Genomic DNA, 17,935 nt, shown 5'->3' with positions numbered 1-17,935 from the left:
CGCTGTGACGCTTACCCCGCCGTGGATGGACGGCATCCCCTTCACCATCACCGAAGGACGCGCCGCCGGGCTGTCCTACGGCCGGATGCGGGGGAGGTCGTTCGAGCGGCCGTTCCACGGGGTCCGGGTCGTCGGCTCGTCCGGAAGGATCGACGGCGGACTGATCGACGAGTGTGCGGCGCTGCGAACGGTCCTGCCGGAGGGGGCCGCATTCAGCCACAGCACGGCCGCCCGGCTGTGGAACATGCCCCTGCCCTCATGGCTGAGCGACGAGCTGCACGTGCTCACACCGGGTCGTGCCGAGATCCGTCGGCCCCGGGTGATCGGGTGGCGTCGGGCGACTGACCTCGAGATCAGGATCGCGGACGGCCTTCCCGTCACATCGCCGGCCGACACGTGGGTTCTCCTGGCGACGATGACGCACGATCGGGGCGGGCGTCTCGGCCGCCGATGGCTGGTGGCGATCGGCGACTTCCTCATCTCGGGAACCCGCACGCAGTACGGCCGCACTCGTCCGCTCGCGTCTGCCGCCGAGCTCGCTCAGGCGGTGCACGCTCATGGAAGCCGGCGAGGGGCGAGGGATGTTCGGTGGGCTCTCGAGCACGTGAGGTCACCCGTGGACTCGCCGCCCGAGAGCTTCGTACGACTGGGGCTCGTGGACGCCGGACTGCCCGAGCCGACGGTGCAGCCCGCGATCCGGACGCGGATCGGGGTGCGGCATCCGGATCTGGGCTATGTCGAGGAGCGCGTGCTCCTCGAGTATCTCGGAGACGTGCACCGCTCGGATCGCGAGACGTGGCTCAAGGACCTCCAACGGGTCCAGCTGTTCGAAGACGCCGGCTACCGAGTCATCATGCTCGGTGGCGCCGACCTGACGCCGGCGGGGATGCGAGCGGTGAGCCTGCGCGTCCGTCGCGCGCTCTCACGCCCAGGAGACGGGCCGAGCGCGCACGGAATGCCCCGAAGCCGGCGCTCGGTGCGCAGTTCGCGCGCGCTCGGCGACCGGGGCCCCGCGTTTCGAGACGAAGCGGGTCAGGGCATCAGCACCAGGGTGTCGGTGGTCGCGGCGTCCACCGCGTCGGGGGTGAAGGCCCACGGCGTGAGCTCGACCTTCTGCCACGACTCCACCTGGTCGATGTAGTTCGTGTGGAAGGCGTGGCCGCTCTGGCCGGTGAGCTGGTTCCAGCGCGAGGCGTCGAAGTCCGACAGGTCGATGATCATGCGCATCGAGGGCACCGTGACCGTCGAGAAGCTGGAGCCGAGGTCCCACCCGGTCGCGTTCACGACCGACGAGCCGCCGCCCACCGGGAACGGGCCGCGGTTGAACAGCCATTCGATCGGCTTGATCCCCGACGTGCCGAAGGTGTCGTTGACCAGCGGCAGCGCGTGGAGGCTTCCCCAGTTCCACCGCGAGGGGTTGTCGCCCTGCTCGTCGACGACGCGCTCGTAGGCATCGATCGCCGACCGCTTGAGCATGTCGGTCATGCCGGACACGCCGAGCTCGTCGTTGGTCCACCAGGTGGAGGTCTCGTCGTCGAGCAGGGCGTCCAGCACCAGGAACAGGCGACCCTGACCGCTCAGCGGCGCGGGGTTCTCGCGACCGTCGACGAACACGTTCTCGGCCAGGGTGTCCCACAGCACGTTCGCGTAGGCCGCGGCGGCCGAATCGGCCTCGTTCTGAGCGTCCCACTCCTGCAGAAGCGCCAGCGCGGCATCCGTCTCGTCGTCGCCCGTGGTGATCTCGGCGTAGGCGGCCGTCAGGCGCATGCCGACGAAGGAGTAGTCGTCGGCCAGGATCGCGTTGAGGTCGTCGGCGGTGACGGGCCCCTTGGCGATCGCCCGCTGGATGAGCTCGTCGATGCGCGCGGCGCGCCAGCCGTAGTCCCAGTCGCTCGTGAGGAAGTTCGCGTAGTCCTGGCCGACGATGGCGTTGTTCGCGGTCACGATGTAACCCTCGGTGGGGTTGTACGACACCGGGAGCTCCTCGAACGGGATGTACCCCTGCCACCCGTACGTCGAGTCCCAGCCGGGCTGCGGCATCGACCCGTCGCCCGCTCCGCGGATGGGCAGCTTGCCCGGCGTCTGATAGCCGATGTTGCCGTCCACGTCGGCGTAGATGAGGTTCTGGGCCGGCACGTCGAACAGCGCCGCGGCGCCGCGGAAATCGTCGAAGTCCTTGGCGGTGTTGAGGGCGAAGATGGCGGATGCCGTGGTCCCGGGCTGCAGCGCGGTCCAGCGCAGACTCACCGCGTACTCGCCCTGCGGGGCGTCCGCGGGAGGGGCGGTCACCGTTCCGTCGGTGCCCGTGTACGGAGCCTCGGCGATCGCCGTGAAGTCCTCGGTCAGTCCCGACACGATCGGCCCGTTCGCCGTCGTGTGCACGTCGATCGTGACGTCGTCGCCTCCGGCGACCTTGAACGTCTCGGTGCGCGTCTCCAGCGGCACCAGCGCGCCGTCGTACCAGTAGGAGTCGCCGTCGATCTTCTCGAGGTACAGGTCGGTGACGTCGGTGGTGAGGTTGGTGAAGCCCCACGCGACCCGCGCGTTGTGGCCGATGATCACCCCGGGCAGGCCCGAGAACGAGAAGCCCGCGACGTCGAACGGGCACTCTTCGCTGACGGTGGAGCATTTGAGCTGGATCTGGTGCCAGACGCTCGGCAGCGACGCGCCCAGGTGCGGGTCGTTCGCGAGGAGCGGCATCCCGGTGTCGGTGACGCTGCCCGACAGCACCCACGAGTTCGAGCCGATGCCCTCGCCGGCGTCGCCGACGAGCTCGCCGACGGCCTCGATGACGCTGCTGACCTCGGACCACTCGATCGCGGCGGTCGCGGCATCCGCCGTACCGCCCGCGGCCTCGCCACCGCTCGCCGGAGCGCCTGCCGCGTCGCCGCCGTCGCCCTCCGCCGAGCCGTCGCCGGCTGCGGCCTCCTCGGCGGGGAGGTCGGGTGCCGTGCCGACCGCCGGCACCGCCGAGATCTTCGGCACGATCACGGGATTGCGGTCGTAGGGGTAGCCCGGATAGAGCTGGTCGATCTGGGCCTCGGTGAACTCCGGCGCGATCACGGCGCGCTCGGTCTCGCTCTCGATGTTGCTGCGCAGATCCCAGGCCATCGCCTTCAGCCACGCGACCGAGTCGGCGGGGGTCCACGGCTCGATCTCGTAGTCGGCGTTCTGCAGTCCCAGCACGGCGTACTCGAACGACGCGTCGGCACCCTGGTGGTCGGCGAGGTACGCGTTGACCCCATCGGCGTACGCGTCGTAGTAGGCGCGCTCGGTCTCGTCGAGGGTGTCGACCTCCTGCTGTGCGATGTCGTGCCACCCGAGAGTCCGCAGGAACTGGTCGGTACCGAGCTGCGACTCGCCGAACAGCTCCGAGAGTCGTCCGCTGGTGACGTGCCGGCGGAAGTCCATCTCCCAGAAACGGTCCTGCGCGTGCACGTATCCCTGCGCGAAGAACAGGTCGTGCGATGAGTCGGCGGTGATGGTCGGGATGCCGAGCGCATCGCGCTGCACCGTCACCTCGGCGTCGAGACCACTTGTCTTCACCTCACCGCTCAGCTGCGGAAACGACCGCTGCACGGTCCAGGTCACGAAGCCGACCGCGACGAGGGCGAGCGCGACGACGACCGCGAGGATGCTGAACAGCGTGATGCCGATCTTCCGTCCCACGGATCGACGAGGTGCACTGTCGTCGACGGCGTAGGGCGAGGGCTGGGGCTTCGACATTGAAGGGCTTTCCGGGCGGGGTTCGGGGGATACGCGGTGCCGTGCACCGCGGAACTCGGTGCCGCGCGCGTTCGGGTGGCACGCGCACCTTTCCGCATCGTAACCCCGACCACCGGCCGCGGCCGAATCCTGTTCGCTTTTCGCCGTGCGATCGGCCCCTTGTGAGGACTGCAGACGGATGCCGCGGGCCGCGGCATCCGTCCCTCCGCCGTGTCCGCCACCCGGGTCCCTCGGCGGGGCCGCTACCCGATGACGCTCGGCTGCAGGTCGCGGAGCGTGCGGAAGTGGGTCATGCGGGTGACGCCGATCGCGGCGATCACTCCGGCACCCACGAGCCAGGCGCCGAGCACGGCCAGGTCGAGCCACACGCGGTCGGCGTTGCCGCCGTACATCACCTGCCGCATCGCGTCGACGACGTAGCCCATCGGGAGCACGTGATGAAGCGCCGCGAGGGGCGTCGGCAGCGTCTGCCACGGGAACGTGCCGCCGGCCGTCACCAGCTGCAGCACCATCAGCACGAGGCCGAGGAACTGCCCGACCGAGCCGAGCCACACGTTGAGGGCGAGCACGATCGCGGCGTAGGTTGCGCTGGCCAACAGGAGGATCCCGAGGGTCGCGAGCGGGTGGGCGAACGAGAAGCCGAGTGCGAGCGCGAGCACGCCGAAGAGGCCGAGCATCTGCACGCCGCCGAGGAGGGCCGGCGTCGCCCAGCCCGCCAGGGTGATGCGAAGGGGTGAGTGCAGCGCCGTCACCGCGCGCTTCGAGACCGGCTTGACGATCAGGAACAGCGCGTAGATGCCGATCCAGCCGGCGAGGGCCGCGAAGAAGGGTGCGAGGCCCGCACCGTAGTTCTGCGCCTGGGTGAGCGACGAGCGCTCGATCGCGACCGGTGCCGCCAGGGTGTCGGCCTGCGCCTGCCTGGTGGCGGCGTCGTAGGAGGGGAGCTGGGCGGCGCCGTCGGCGAGCCCGTCTCGCAGCTGACCCGCGCCGTCCTCGAGGCGGGTCAGGCCATCGCCGAGGGCCGCGGCGCCGTCGCGGAGCTGAGACGCGCCCTCGGCGGCGGTCGCCGTGCCGGAGGAGAGGGTGGCGGAGCCGGCGGCGACGGATGCCGCACCCGCCGACACCTGCTGCGCGCCGGCGTTCAGGCGATCGACCTCGGCGACGGCTCCCTGCACGCGGTCGTCGACGGCGCTGAGGCGGTCGCCGACGGGGTCGAGCGCGGCGAGCACGTCGTCGATCTGCGCCTGGTCGAGGCCGGCCGTGGAGAGCTTCGCCGCGATGTCGCCGCGCACCTGCGGAAGGGTGGAGTCCACCGCCGCCGAGGCCGCACCGATCCGGTCGGCGATCGCGTCGAGCTGCGCGGTGCCGTCCGCCACCTGGGCGGCGCCGTCCGAGACCTGTCCGGCACCGTCCGCGAGCTGCGCGGCGCCGTCGCGGAGCGCCGCGGTGCCATCGGCGAGCTGGGTCACGCCGTCCGACAGCTGCGACGCTCCGGCACCGGCCTCGGCGAGGCCGTCGGTGAGCTGCGAGGCGCCGGTCGCGGCATCCGTCAGCTGAACCCTGATCGTGTCGAGGGCGTCGAGCATCGTGAGACCCGCCTCGGCCACCACCTTCTCGGTGATCGTGGTCTGGATGCGCTCGACCGCCTGCGTGCCGATCGTCGAGGCGAGGTAGTTGTTGGCGTCGCTCGTGTGCAGGACGATCTCGGCGGTGTGGGGTTCGCCCGTCGTGAGCGAGGCGACCGAGGCCGTGAAGTCGGCGGGCAGTTCGATGGCGAAGTCGTAGGCGCCGTCGTCGAGTCCCGCGTCGGCCTCTTCTGCGGTGGCGAGGCGCCAGTCGAACGAGCCGTCGTCGACGAGCTCCTGCGCGACCTCCTCGCCGAGGTTGCGCTCGACGCCGTTGAGCTGTGCACCGGTGTCGGCGACCACGAGCGCGGCAGGCACCTGGTCGAGCTGCCCGTACGGGTCGCGGTTGGCCCACAGGTAGAGGCCGCCGTAGAGGATCGGCACCGCCATCAGTGCGATCAGGGCGATGAGCGACATGCGCGTAGAGGTCAGGCGTCGGAGCTCGGCGAGGATCATCTGCGGGACCTTCATGCCCGCCCGCCCTTCGCGCCCTTCGCGCTCTTCGTCGGCGCGGTGAGCCGGCGCAGCATGGGCCGTCCACCCCCACCGGTCGTTGAGCGAACGAGCAACGAGCGGGACGAACGGCGACGGTCGTGAGGCATGGCCCGATGCGTTTCGTCTCGCTTCGCTCGCTCGACGACCGGGGTCATCTGCTGCGTTTCGTCTCGCTTCGCTCGCTCGGCGACCGGAGTAAGAGGTGCGCTCGCCGCCGGCCGCGATGCCCGACCGGCGATCACGAGCACGGCGAGGCCGCGCGCGGCGAAGTCCTCGGCGATCGCCCACCAGTCCGCGGGATCGCCGCCGTGGCGGTCAGGTGAGACCAGCACGAGCCCTTCGACCCCGGCGCGTAGCACCGCGAGCTCGCACAGCGCACGCACGCGATCGGCGGGCTCGACGTTCGAGATCGGGACGGATGCCGCGCCCTCGAGGCCCAGCGCCGTCAGCCAGCGGCGCACGGCGATGGGGTCGGAGCGACGGCCGGCGAACATGAGCTCCTCGGCCGTGACGCCGGCGAGCGTGACGTTCGGCTCCGGCTCGGACACGTCCGGGGCGTCGACGAGGGCCACACGGCGGCGAAGGTCCGCGCTGCCGCGGCGTCCGTCGAGCAGAACGCGGCCGGTGTCGGGGCGCATGCGGCCCGAGGCGAGGAGGCCGAGCACCGTCGGCCGCTGCGAGGTCTCGGCGACCGCGAGCGTGACGCGCCCGGTTTCGAACACGGTCGAGGTGGCAGGCAGCGCGTGCTCGCGGCGGCCCTTGCCGACCGCGTCGAGCACGACCCTCACGAGGGGTTCGCTTCGGCGGCGGTCCCGTTTCCGGCCTCGGCTCCCGCCTGGACCGCGGCCGGCGCAGCCAGGATCTCAGGATGCGCGGCGAGCAGCATCGCGGCCTCGCGCCACGACAGGCCCGCGATGCTGAGCACCGCTCGCACCGCGAGGGAGCGCGCCTCGGGCGATGAGGCGTCCATGCGCGTGATCACGGTGCGGGCGGTCTCTTCGACCAGGCGCGCGAGGGTCGGTGCGGCGACGTCCGTGCGCAGCACGTCGGCATCCTGTCCCTCGCGGACGATGCGCACGACGGTGCGGCGCAGGGGCGCGAGGGCGGCGGCCGTCTCCTCGAGGTGCGCCTCGTCGAGCGCGATCGCGGCGAGCACCTGCACGTGCGCTGCCTCGTTCCACAGCGTCGCGGCCAGGCGCGCGAGCGCGACGCGCGCGTCGACGTCGTCGATCGCAGCGGCCACGGCGTTGAATCGCTCGGCGCCCTTCGCGACGAGCTCGCGGACCAGGGCGTCACGGTCGTCGAAGTGGCCGTAGAGGGCGCGCCGCGAGAGCCCGGCCTGCCGCGCGATGGCGTCGACGGACGCGCGCGGGTCGTGCGTCAGCGCTACGTACGCCGCGGCGAGGATGCCGGCCCGGTTCTCGAGGGCATCGCGTCGAGGACGGCGTGCAGCATCGATCGAGGAGGTCATGCCTCCACGCTAGATAATTTGCACAATGCTGTGCAACTTAGCGCGCACGCTCGAAGCAGAGTCTCAGGTCTGCGTCGGGCTGGTTCGTTTCGTCTTGCTCGTTCCTCGCTCGCTCGACGACCGGTGAACCTGTTTCAGTCGGTGCCCAGGTCGAACGCGGACGCCTCGTTCGCGGCATCCGTCGCCTCCGCCAGCTCTTCGTCCTCAGCGCTGACCTGCTCGGCGTGCTCGGTGATCTCGCCCGCCTCGCCCTGCGTGAGGTGTCCGACGAGCTCGCCCGTAGCGCCGCCGATGAGGCCCTTCGAGGCGTAGTACTCGAGGCGCACGCGGGAGTCGGCGATGTCGAGGTTGCGCATCGTGAGCTGCCCGATGCGGTCGGTGGGACCGAAGGCCGCGTCGCCGACGCGCTCCATCGACAGTTTGTCGGGGTGGTACGACAGGCGCGGGGCGGTGGTGTCGAGGATCGTGTAGTCCTCGCCGCGGCGGAGGCGCAGCGTCACCGAGCCGGTGATCGTCGAGCCCACCCACTTCTGGATCGACTCGCGCAGCATGAGCGACTGCGGCTCGAGCCAGCGGCCCTCGTACATGAGGCGGCCGAGGCGGCGCCCCTGCTCGTGATAGGTCGCGAGGGTGTCCTCGTTCAGGATGCCGTTGACCAGGCGCTCGTAGGCGGTGAACAGCAGCGCCATGCCGGGCGCCTCGTAGATGCCGCGCGACTTCGCCTCGATGATGCGGTTCTCGATCTGGTCGCTCATGCCGAGGCCGTGACGGCCACCGATGCGGTTCGCCTCGAAGACCAGCTCGACCGGGTCGGCGAACTCGACGCCGTTGAGCGCGACGGGGCGGCCGGCCTCGAAGGTGACGGTGACGTCTTCGGTCTCGATCTCGACGGCCGGATCCCAGAAGCGCACGCCCATGATGGGCTCGACGGTCTCGAGCGACACGTCGAGGTGCTCGAGCGTCTTGGCCTCGTGCGTCGCACCCCAGATGTTCGCGTCGGTCGAGTACGCCTTCTCGGCGGAGTCGCGGTAGGGGAACCCGTGCTCGACGAGCCACTCGCTCATCTCCTGGCGTCCGCCGAGCTCGGTGACGAAGTCGGCGTCGAGCCAGGGCTTGTAGATGCGCAGGGCGGGGTTCGCCAGCAGGCCGTAGCGGTAGAACCGCTCGATGTCGTTGCCCTTGTAGGTGGAGCCGTCGCCCCAGATGTCGACGCCGTCGTCCTTCATCGCGCGCACGAGGAGCGTGCCGGTGACGGCGCGGCCGATCGGGGTGGTGTTGAAGTAGGTCCGGCCGCCCGAGCGGATGTGGAAGGCACCGCACGCGAGAGCGCCGAAGCCCTCCTCGACGAGGGCGGGCTTGCAGTCGACCAGGCGCGAGACCTCGGCGCCGTACTCGAGCGCGCGGCTCGGGATCGCGTCGATGTCGTCCTCGTCGGGCTGACCGAGGTCGCCGGTGTACGTGCAGGGGATCGCACCCTTGTCGCGCATCCACGCGACGGCCACGGAGGTGTCAAGTCCCCCCGAGAAGGCGATGCCGACGCGCTCGCCGACGGGCAGGGACTGGAGGACCTTCGACATGACTCCCAGTTTAGTGAGAGGCATCCGGATGCCTCGTCCGCAGGTCTTCCGCGACCCGTCGCTGACACCCGCACGAAATCACACAATTCACAACAGCAACACCACTCGGCTCTAGAAATACCATTTGACCCGGCCATAGGCTGTGCAAACGTGCGTGCTTGCCGAGGGGGTTCGTGATCATGGGACGTCGTCAGCGCTGGCTTGCAGGATTCACGGCGACCGCGCTGGCAGCGGCATCCGTCTTGGTCGGCGTCGCTCCGGCCGCGTTCGCCGCTGACGGCGACGTGGAGGTGACCAAGGAGGCCAGCGTCACGGAGGTGTCGCCCGGCCAGACCTTCAGCTACACGATCGCGGTCTCGTGCACGTCGATCACCACGGGCTGCAACGACGCCGTCCTCACCGATGTCGTGCCCGACGAGCTCATCGTCAACACGGCGACCGTCGGCGTCGGTCTCACCGGTGACGTCTCGATCGACGGGCAGACCGTCGGGGTCGACTTCACCATGCCGACCGCGAGCGGCGGCACCGGCATCCCGGGAGGCACCACCGGCATCATCACGATCAACGTCACCGTCCGCGACCCGCTGCCGTACGAGCTCAACGGCACGACGCTCACGAACACCGCGACCACCAACGCCTCCACCCAGACGTCCGGCCCGCTCTCCGACAGTGCGGACGTCACGCTCGTGATCCCGCTGGAACTGGCCGTCGACACCACGAAGACGCTGGATCCGGCCAGTGCGGTCGCGACACCCGGGCTGCCGATCACGGCGACCGTGAGCGCGACGAACAACTCCAATGCCGGTGTGGACACCGTCACGCTGACCGATCCCGCCGACCCCGAGGCGGCCGGCAACCCCTTCGACACGCTCCCGTACACGGGGATCGGCGCGGTCACGTATCCGGCCGGCGCCGACACGGCCCAGGTGCTGCTGTGGGACGGCACGCAATGGGTGCCTGGTCCGGTGGCGACCGCGCCGGCCCAGCCGGTTCCGCCCGACTCGGTGGACGCCGACGACGTGCGCGGGGTGCAGATCGTCTTCTCCGACACCGACGGCAGCGGGATCGCGTCCGGCTCCACCGGTTCGGCTCAGATCCTCATGGAGCACCCCGCAGACGTCCAGCAGCTGCCGAGCACGACGGTCACGAACACCGTCGACGGCACGATCGATCTCGGTGGACAGACCGCGTCGGACGACGCCGCCGCCACCCATGACATCGTCGCCGAGGACATCGACGTCATCGCACTCAAGCAGTTCTCGCCCAACGAGATCGCGGCCGGCGATACGTCGACCGCCACCATCACGGCGGGCAACGACAGCGCCTTCGCTCTCACCGGCTTGACCGTCAGCGAACCGGCGCTCACCGACCCCGACGACCCGTATGCGGGCGGCTTCGATGCGTCGATGCAGTTCGACGGGTTCACGGCCGGCATCGACTGGCCCGCCGATGCCACCGGCGCGACCATCACCTACTACTACGACGATGGCACCTCCGAAGGACCGACGGCCTTCGCGAACGGCGCAGTTCCACCCGCGCCGTCGGGCACCGTCGTTCGATTCGAGATCTCGTTCTCCGGTGAGATCCAGCCAGGTGCCAGCACCGAGATCCCGTTCTCGGTGCAGACCGATCCCGACCAGGCCGGCTACCCCGCGACGCTGACGAACGTCGCCACCGTGACCGGCGACGGGCCCGCGGGCGGGCAGGCGTCGGAGAACGCTCAGGACGATCTCCTCGTCTACGAGAAGCACCTCGAGACGATCACCGACAAGTCCATCTACCCGGGCACCATCCTCGACCGGCCCGGCGAGTGGGTGCTGGTCACCGTCTCGGGCACCATTGCGCCCTTCCCGCGTTCAACCGTCGACGCCGACACGATCGTCGTGCAGGACCCGCAGGACCCCACAGCGGATCAGAACGACACCTTCTGGGACAAGTTCGACGCCACGGCCATCACCGAGACGGCGGTGCCGCCGAACGCGACGCTCACGATCAACTACTGGAACGGTTCGGCGTGGGTGCCGCTCCTCGACGAGAACGGCGACCAGGTCTCGGTGGCCGGGCCCGCCGTCTTCAGCATGGAGATCCCGCCGCAGGCCGGCGACGTGCAGGGACTGCAGTTCGTCTACACCGCGGACGAGGGGACCACCTTCCCGCCGGGCACGACTGTCTCGCCGCACTACTCGGCAGAGATCCGGGACGAGGAGCGCGACAGCTCGTCGACGATCGAGGCCCCCGCGGCGGTGAGCAACTGCGGTGAGACGTCCGCCTCGTCGCAAGGTCTTGAGTCCACCCCCGCGCCCGACTCGTCGGACTGCGCGGAGGTGCAGCTCGACCCGTACGACCCCGACGGCGAAGGCCCCGACGTGCTCGACAAAGACATCGAGCCCAACGTCGTGACCTCGCGCTCCCAGTCCGAGGTCACCGCGCACCTGCACTGGTCTACCGGGGGCCTGAGCGGGGTCGAGCAGGTGATCGTCTCGGATGAGGCGGCGCCGCCGAGCCTGGGCACCGTCGCCGATTCGTTCTATGACGCGTTCGACATCACCGGCGTCGCGCCGATCACGGCCGACATGGATCCGTGGCTGCAATACGACCAGGTGCTCGGCGTCGAGATCTGGACCGGGTCGGAGTGGGTCGCTGCCGAGGACGACCTCTGTCCCGCCGCGTGCGACGGGGTCTTTCCCGGCGTGACGCTGACCGATGATGAGAGGGCCTCGGCCCTCGGCATCCGGCTGACGTTCAGCGAGAGCGACGACCGAGCCGCTGCGGCAGCGGGCGATCCGACGGCACCGCCCGTGGGCAGCGGAGTCGCGCGCTCGACCGGCAACGACCGCACGATCGACCTGCTGTACGAGCTGCGCGACACCCGCCGCTCCGACGGCGCTCCGGCGATGGGGTACCTCGACTACAACTTCGTCGAGGACCCGAACGACCCCGCGGTCGGAACCGTGCTCGACGTCGCCTCGACGGTCGGCACGACCGACGGCGAGACGCTCATCGACACCGAGGACAGCGACACCATTGCGATCGTCGACGTGCCGCTGAACGTCGATCTCACCAAGGCGTGGTCGAACAGCCCCTTCGGCGTGCCCGACATCGGCACCCCGCAGGCGCAGTACCCGACCGGCCGTGTCGTGCTCGACGCGGTGAACCTCACGGCGACGAAGATCGATCACCTCGACATCACCGATCCGGCACCGGGCGCGCCGTCCACGCCGTTCCAGTACTTCGACCTCCTCGACATCCGCGCCATCGCCCCGCCGAGCGGCACCGAAACGACCACGCTCACGCTGAGCATCGACGAGGACGGCGACGGCGTCGCAGACTCGACCTCTCTTCCCACCGTCGACGAGGCGCTCGCGCTGACCGCCGCGGACCTCGTGAGCGTGGTCGGCATCATGGTCGAGTTCGACGGCCGCATCGACCCCGACGCGCACGGCATCCTTGAGATGGACCTGCGGCTCCGTACGAACGAGCGCACTCCCGAGGCCGCCCCGCTGGACCCCGACGACCCGCCCGCGCCACTGACGAACTATGCCCTCGCGACGGTCGCAGATGCCGGCGGCGGCGTCGACGGCCAGAACGTGACGACAGCGGATGCCGAGGCCACCGTCGAGTTCGCGTCGCTGTCCCTCGAGGTCGAGGCCGGCAAGTCGTTCGACCCTGCGGCGCAGACCGAGCCCGACGACTCGCCGGTGGTGATGACGCTGACCGGCCAGCCCACCGGCTCCGCGCGCACCGGCGCAATGCGCATCGCCGATCGACCGGGGACCTTCTGGAACGCGTTCGACTTCGTGGGCATCGATCCGTCGTTCGAGTTCGCCGTGCCGATCAACAGGGTGCGCATGGACGTGTTCACCGGCGGCACGTACGAGGTGGGCCCCCTCGGCGACCTTCAGGTGACCGGCGGTGCGTGGACGAACGGCGAGATCCAGACGCGCGACGACTTCGTCGCCGACCCGTTGCCCGCGGGCATCACCGCGGATCAGGTGCAGGGAGTGCGGTTCACGTTCGTGCAGGTGGACGCCGACGGCTCGTTCGTGCAGTGGGAGAATCCCACCACGCCGCTCCAGGAGGTGCCGATCGTCGTCGAGCGGCGCATGGACCTCCGCAGCGGCGGTGAGGTGCCGACCGACCGTTCCGACCTCGCGCCGGCGCCGGGCGAGACTGCGGCCGGGACGTTCACCAATGACATCACGGTGTGGGCGTGCGCGTTCCTCGACCCGACGTGTGAGACCGAAGACCCGACCAACCCGAACCTGGCGTCGGACGACGCGTCGGCCACCATCCAGTACCTTCACCTGCCGACCGCGGTGACGATCGAGAAGACACCCGTCTTCGGAAGCCAGTACGGTCCGGGTGAGGTGATCCCGTACACCATCACGGTCACGAACACGGGTGAATACCCCGTCGAGAACCCCGTGATCGTCGACACGCCGCCGCCCGGCGACCTGCTGCTCCTGAACCCGGACGCCGGCGCCGACGGTCCGTTCCGTTACGCACTCAGCGGTGCGGCGCCGACGCCACCGAGCGGCGCGCCGATGCCCGTGGACCCGGCCGACGTGACGGTGCAGTATGACGACGGGTTCGGTCCCTTCACGTTCACGTTCCCCGAGGGCACCGTGCTGGAGGTGGGGCAGAGCTACACCGTCTCGATCGACATGGTCATCGCCCCGGGCGTGCCCGCGAACACGCCCATCCCCAACACCGCGACGATCAGCAGCGACCGTCCGTTCGATCTCTGCAACGGCGACACCCCCGTCGATACCGCGTCGTGTCCCGCCGACACCGAGATCGTGGTCCTCGGCGCCGGTGCGGCGCGATCGGGCAAGCTCGTGCGCACTCTCGACACCGAGCTCGGGGTGTTCAATGCCGTCGACCCCGCGGCGGACTGCAACCCGGTGGGGACGATCCTCGATCCCGAAGGCGAGGGCTTCTACTCCTACCCGTGCACGCCCGTGGCCAAGCCAGGCGGCATCGTCGAGTGGCGCCTCGCGATCGGCAACACCGGGAATATCCCGATGGACCGGCTCGTGCTGACGGACCGTATCCCCACGCCGGGCGACAGCGGCGTCATCAGCGATCTCCAGCGCGAAAGCGAATGGACCCCCGTCTTCGTCGGAGACAGCATCACCCTTGTCAATCACCCGGAAGCGACCTGGAGCTATGAGGTGACCACGGGGGAGGTCTGCGCCGACGACCTCACCGCGACGATGGCGCCGGCGTGTCCCGACGACGCGTGGGTCCCCTACTCCTCCGCCATCGACCCGGCCACGATCACCGGTCTGCAGCTCACCATCGACTTCCCGGACGGCGATCCGCTGATGCCGAGCGAGCTCGTGCTCGTGGATGGGCAGACCTACGCGCCTGCGGTCTCGGAGACGGCCGGCCGCGACACCATCGCGTGGAACACCGTCGCCACCGGCGCGCACCTGACCGAAGCGCAGAGCAACGGATCGCAGGACATCCTGCCGATCGAGGGCACCAAGGTGGGCGCAGCCCTCGCGACCGGTGAGCTCCAACTGCTCAAGACGGTGAGCGGTGAGGCGGCGGAGTTCGCCCCCGACACATTCGAGGTGACGCTCGAGTGCGTCTCGGCGGCGGGGACGCCGGTCGAGGAGACCCTCGAGTTCGGTCCGTACACATTGACGGCCGACGAGCCGTACCTCGTCGAGGACCTCCCGTGGGGCGGGGAGTGCGCGATCGTCGAGGGCGACAACGGACAGACGTCCGCCTCCGGCAGCGGCGGCGTCGTGATCGATCCGATCGACCCGGGCGGCGACCCGGTGCAGCAGGCGACGCTCGACAACGTCTACGACGCCGGCGGCTTCATCGTCGACAAGAGCGTCGACAACGGCGGCGCGGTGAACCAGGACGATGTGCCGATCGTGTACGACCGCACGTACTCGTTCGAGGCGAGCTGCACCTTCCTCGGCGAGGAGACCATCGCCGAAGACGAGCAGCAGTTCACTCTCGCCGACGGCGAGTCGCAGGAGTTCTCCGGGATTCCGGCGGGGGCGGAGTGCACCGTGACCGAGACGGATGCCGCGGCCGCGGCCGAGACCACGGTCGTGGTGACCGAAGATGGCGTAGCCGGTGACGAGCAGGCGTCGGCCGCGGCATCCTTCACGGTCCTTCCCTATGACGAGGGGACCACCACGGCACTGACGGTCGTCGGCTTCGAGAACGTCTATTCCGTCGGCCCGGTCGAGGTGACCAAGGTCGTGGCGGGTGCCGGCGCCGATCCGTGGGGCGGTGCGACGTTCACCGTGGAGATGACCTGCACGCTGAGCGGCGTCACCCCCAACCCGGTGTACGAAGGGGAAGCCACCCTGAGCCGAGACGACCCCACGTGGCGCGTGGACAACCTGCCGACCGGCGCCGTGTGCGTCGTGACGGAGCCCGGCACCGGAGGTGCGAACTCCTCCACGATGCTCGACATCGTCGTCGTCGGTGATGATCCCGAGGCGCCCGCTGAGGCCACGATCACCAACACGTTCGACATCGGATCGTTGCAGGTGCAGAAGCAGCTCGAGGGCGCGCCGGCGAGCGAGCTCGACCCCGCGACGACGTACGAGTACGAAGTGAGCCTCGCGTGCACGCGCGTCGTGAACGGCGAGACGGTGGACGTCGCGGTGCCGGGCGGCGCCACGCGCACGATCACCGGTGCAGGCACCGTGCTCTACGAGGGTCTTCCCACCGACGCCCTGTGCACGGTGACCGAAACGGATCAGGGGTTCGCGACCGGTCCGGTGGCGATCAGCCCCGAACAGCCCGTGACCATCGGCGACGACGAGACGCCTGTCGTCGTGACGGTGACCAACACCTTCGAGAACGGGGCGGTGTCGGTGGCGAAGACCGTGGACGCGCCGGAGGGCTTCCCGGTGCCCGCCGAGTACAACGCCACCGTGTCGTGCACGTGGCAGGGAGCCGAGGTGCCGCTCGCGGACGACGGCGTGGTCACAATCGTGCCCGGTGAGGATCCCGTGGTGATCCCCGACGTGCCGGTGGGCTCGATCTGCACCGTCGCCGAGGACGACTTCGGCCAGACGGGGACCACCGTCACCCCCGAGTCGATCACCGTCACCGAGGCCGATGAGACGTTCGCCTTCGACATCGAGAACACGTACGAGTGGGCGTCGCTCGAGGTCGGCAAGCTCGTCGAGTCGCTCGCTCCCGAGGTGCCGACCGCCTTCGAGTTCACCGTGGTCTGCACCTTCCAGGGCGAGACCGTCGTCGACGAGACGTTCACCCTGAACGCGAACGAGACCGAGACGATCACCGAGATCCCGGCGCGATCGGAGTGCACGGTCGTCGAGACCGACGACCGTGGCGCGGACGGCACGGTCACCGCGGCCGAGGTGCCCGGTGCCGAAGGCGAGCTCGCGCCGCAGATCGACCAGGAGACGCGCACCGTCGTGATCCCCGAGCTGCAGCCCAACAGCACCGCCGTGGTGAACACCGTGACGTACACGAACCTGTACGACGCCACCGCGCTCGTGCTCGTGAAGGAGTTCGATGGCGCCGGAGCCGATCAGTTCGGCCTCGACCAGACGTTCACCTTCACCGTGGTGTGCACGTTCGGCGACGAGACGCTCATCGACACCCAGGTCGAATTGAACGCCGAGAACGGATGGAGCACCGCTGTCCACGAGGTGGTTGCGGGCTCGGAGTGCACCGTCACGGAGGACGACCTCAACGGCGCCGACGCGGTCGTGATCACACCGAACGACGGCGAAGACACCTCCGTCGGCACCGGCGTCGTCCCGGAGGGCGGCGGTTTGGTCACGGTGACGGCGACGAACTGGTATCTCACGGGATCGCTCGAGGTCACGAAGACCTTCGCCGGCGACGGTGCCGAAAAGTTCGGCACCGCCGCGTACGAGCTGCGCCTCATCTGCCTCCGCGACGGCGAGATCGTCGACATCCCCGGGGGCGGCATCCGGATCGTATCGGCCGACTCGCCGACCGCGCTCTGGGAGAACCTGCCCACCGGATCCGAGTGCCGGCTCACCGAGGTCGACGACGGCGGTGCGAACTCGACCGAGATCCTCGACGCCGACGGCAACGTCGTGGCCGGGGACGGCGAGGACTACACGTTCACCATCGAGACCGACCCGACGATCCTGAGCGTCGACGATCAGCCGCAACCGAGCCTGCAGGTGCGCAACACCTTCAACCTCGCGCAGGTCTCCGTCACGAAGACCGTCGACAACGGCGGCGCGGTCGGTCAGGACGGCGAGCCCATCGCCTACGGGCCGTTCGAGGTCACCCTGGCGTGCCTGTGGAACCAGCAGCAGGTCGCGGCCGCCGAGCCGATGACTCAGTCGATCGCCGATGGTGAGACGGTCACGTGGACGGAGCTGCCGGAGGATGCCGAGTGCACCGTCACCGAGACCGACACCGCGGGCGCGGAGTCCACGACGGTCGTCGTGACCGAGGGAGGTGCGACGGGAGAGCCCGCCATGGCGACCACCGTCGCGCTGGCACCGCTGCCGAACACGGATGCCGAGGACCAGATGTCGGTGGCGTTCACCAACGCCTTCGGGGCGACCGACCTCACGATCGCGAAGGTGGTGGACGGCACGGGCGCGTCGGCCGTCACGCGCACGTTCCCGGTCGACGTCACGTGCGTGCTGGTCGATCCCTCCCACCCCGCTCCCGGGCTGATCGTGCGCCAAGCGTCGTATCAGATCGGCGGTCCGGACCGGCTCATCGCCGAGATCGACGACCTGCCGGCCGGCAGCGAGTGCACGGTCACCGAGACCGACGCGGGGGACGCCGCGCAGACGACCATCACTGTCGACGGCGAGGAGGAGCCCGGCGCAACCGGCGTCGTCACCCTCACCGCCGGCAGTGTGGGGATCGTCTTCACGAACACGTTCATCGCCCCGTTGCCGCCGACCGGCGTGGATGGCCGCGCTACGGTGGCGGCTCTCGCCGGCGGGCTCGCCGTTCTGGCGGGCGGCATCGCGCTGGTGCTCGCCGCGATGCGACGGCGCCGGATGGCCTGACGAACGGAGAGGGCGGGGCCGGTC

General features: G+C 69.9%; 7 protein-coding genes. 2 read left to right on the top strand and 5 right to left on the bottom strand.

The features are described from left to right. Positions 1-4 precede the first annotated feature (4 nt). Positions 5-1,141, top strand: coding sequence for a hypothetical protein (locus tag IM767_RS16450; protein ID WP_162564194.1), 1,137 nt, complete (start codon positions 5-7; stop codon positions 1,139-1,141). Here the strand turns inward: IM767_RS16450 and IM767_RS16445 are convergent. The 5 genes from IM767_RS16445 to argG all read right to left on the bottom strand — a co-directional run bounded on the left by IM767_RS16445 (position 1,033) and on the right by argG (position 8,894). Then, a complete protein-coding gene (locus IM767_RS16445; protein WP_109208767.1) occupies positions 1,033-3,726 on the bottom strand; it encodes a penicillin acylase family protein in 2,694 nt (897 codons plus the stop codon). The two genes, IM767_RS16450 and IM767_RS16445, sit on opposite strands and share 109 nt — an antisense overlap. A gap of 242 nt (positions 3,727-3,968) precedes the next feature. Then, the gene (locus IM767_RS16440; RefSeq protein WP_109208768.1) at positions 3,969-5,822 is read right to left on the bottom strand and encodes a YhgE/Pip domain-containing protein; all 1,854 of its coding nucleotides are present in this window, start codon (positions 5,820-5,822) and stop codon (positions 3,969-3,971) included. Continuing rightward, positions 5,819-6,634: a hypothetical protein gene (locus tag IM767_RS16435; protein ID WP_239453101.1), complete on the bottom strand. Its 816-nt coding sequence runs from the start codon at positions 6,632-6,634 to the stop codon at positions 5,819-5,821. Before IM767_RS16435 ends, IM767_RS16440 begins: the two co-directional genes overlap by 4 nt. Beyond that, complete coding sequence (locus tag IM767_RS16430; RefSeq protein WP_239453103.1) at positions 6,631-7,317, bottom strand: TetR/AcrR family transcriptional regulator; 687 nt, start codon at positions 7,315-7,317, stop codon at positions 6,631-6,633. The genes IM767_RS16435 and IM767_RS16430 overlap by 4 nt, the downstream gene beginning before the upstream one ends. Positions 7,318-7,451: 134 nt before the next feature. Then, the gene (argG, locus tag IM767_RS16425) at positions 7,452-8,894 is read right to left on the bottom strand and encodes an argininosuccinate synthase (RefSeq protein WP_109208769.1); all 1,443 of its coding nucleotides are present in this window, start codon (positions 8,892-8,894) and stop codon (positions 7,452-7,454) included. 179 nt (positions 8,895-9,073) lie between these two features. On the opposite strand from argG, the gene IM767_RS16420 reads away from it, so the two are divergent. Continuing rightward, complete coding sequence (locus tag IM767_RS16420) at positions 9,074-17,911, top strand: DUF5979 domain-containing protein (protein WP_162564195.1); 8,838 nt, start codon at positions 9,074-9,076, stop codon at positions 17,909-17,911. Positions 17,912-17,935 lie beyond the last annotated feature (24 nt).

Origin of the sequence: Microbacterium ureisolvens, assembly GCF_015278315.1 — a bacterium.
In the GTDB taxonomy this organism is placed as follows: domain Bacteria; phylum Actinomycetota; class Actinomycetes; order Actinomycetales; family Microbacteriaceae; genus Microbacterium; species Microbacterium ureisolvens.
The sequence above is the reverse complement of the archived record's forward strand: the minus strand, read 5'-3'. Positions and strand labels throughout refer to the sequence as shown.

Excerpts from the sequence above, each read along its gene's own strand:
- IM767_RS16445 (WP_109208767.1), bottom strand. The coding sequence starts at position 3,726 with ATGTCGAAGCCCCAGCCCTCGCCCTACGCCGTCGACGACAGTGCACCT.
- IM767_RS16440 (WP_109208768.1), bottom strand. The coding sequence starts at position 5,822 with ATGAAGGTCCCGCAGATGATCCTCGCCGAGCTCCGACGCCTGACCTCT.
- IM767_RS16430 (WP_239453103.1), bottom strand. The coding sequence starts at position 7,317 with ATGACCTCCTCGATCGATGCTGCACGCCGTCCTCGACGCGATGCCCTC.
- argG (WP_109208769.1), bottom strand. The coding sequence starts at position 8,894 with ATGTCGAAGGTCCTCCAGTCCCTGCCCGTCGGCGAGCGCGTCGGCATC.
- IM767_RS16420 (WP_162564195.1), top strand. The coding sequence starts at position 9,074 with ATGGGACGTCGTCAGCGCTGGCTTGCAGGATTCACGGCGACCGCGCTG.